Origin of the sequence: Acinetobacter sp. SwsAc6, from assembly GCF_013391565.1 — a bacterium.
GTDB lineage: Bacteria > Pseudomonadota > Gammaproteobacteria > Pseudomonadales > Moraxellaceae > Acinetobacter > Acinetobacter cumulans.
Genome location: NZ_JACAXE010000076.1, coordinates 1 through 1,037, shown reverse-complemented (window position 1 = coordinate 1,037; position 1,037 = coordinate 1). Strand labels below are relative to the sequence as shown.

The 1,037-nt window shown below is 46.0% G+C and carries 1 protein-coding gene; it reads left to right on the top strand.

What is annotated here, in order from left to right; all coding sequences use genetic code 11:
• On the top strand, positions 1-1,037 hold a 1,037-nt coding region (gene tuf, locus HYG93_RS19170), incomplete at both ends, for an elongation factor Tu (protein WP_178962800.1).

Genomic DNA, 1,037 nt, shown 5'->3' with positions numbered 1-1,037 from the left:
GACCATGGTAAAACAACTTTAACAGCTGCAATTGCAACTGTATGTGCGAAGAAATTCGGTGGCGAAGCGAAAGACTACGCTGCAATCGACTCTGCACCTGAAGAAAAAGCACGTGGTATTACAATTAATACTTCACACGTAGAATACGATTCTCCAACTCGTCACTACGCTCACGTAGACTGCCCGGGCCACGCCGATTATGTTAAAAACATGATTACTGGTGCTGCTCAAATGGACGGCGCAATCCTTGTATGTGCTGCGACTGATGGTCCAATGCCACAAACTCGTGAACACATCCTTCTTTCTCGCCAAGTAGGCGTTCCATACATCGTTGTATTCTTAAACAAATGCGACCTTGTAGACGACGAAGAGCTTCTTGAATTAGTAGAAATGGAAGTTCGTGAACTTCTTTCTACCTATGACTTCCCAGGCGATGACACTCCAGTTATCCGTGGTTCTGCTCTTCTTGCGCTTAATGGCGACGCTAGCCAATACGGCGAAGACGCTGTTGTAGCTCTTGTTGAAGCGCTTGACACGTACATCCCAGAACCAGAACGTGCTATCGATCTTCCATTCCTTATGCCAATCGAAGACGTATTCTCTATCTCAGGTCGTGGTACAGTAGTAACTGGCCGTGTTGAGACTGGTATCGTTAAAGTAGGCGAAGAAGTTGAAATCGTTGGTATCAAAGATACAGTTAAAACAACTGTAACTGGCGTAGAAATGTTCCGTAAACTTCTTGACGAAGGCCGTGCGGGCGAGAACTGTGGTGTTCTTCTACGTGGTACTAAACGTGAAGACGTTCAACGTGGTCAAGTACTTGCTAAACCAGGTGCGATCAAACCGCATACTAAATTCGACGCAGAAGTATACGTACTTTCTAAAGAAGAAGGTGGTCGTCATACTCCATTCCTGAACGGTTACCGTCCACAGTTCTACTTCCGTACTACGGACGTAACTGGTGCGATCGCGCTTAAAGAAGGCGTGGAAATGGTAATGCCTGGTGACAACGTTGAAATGTCAGTAGAGCTTATCCA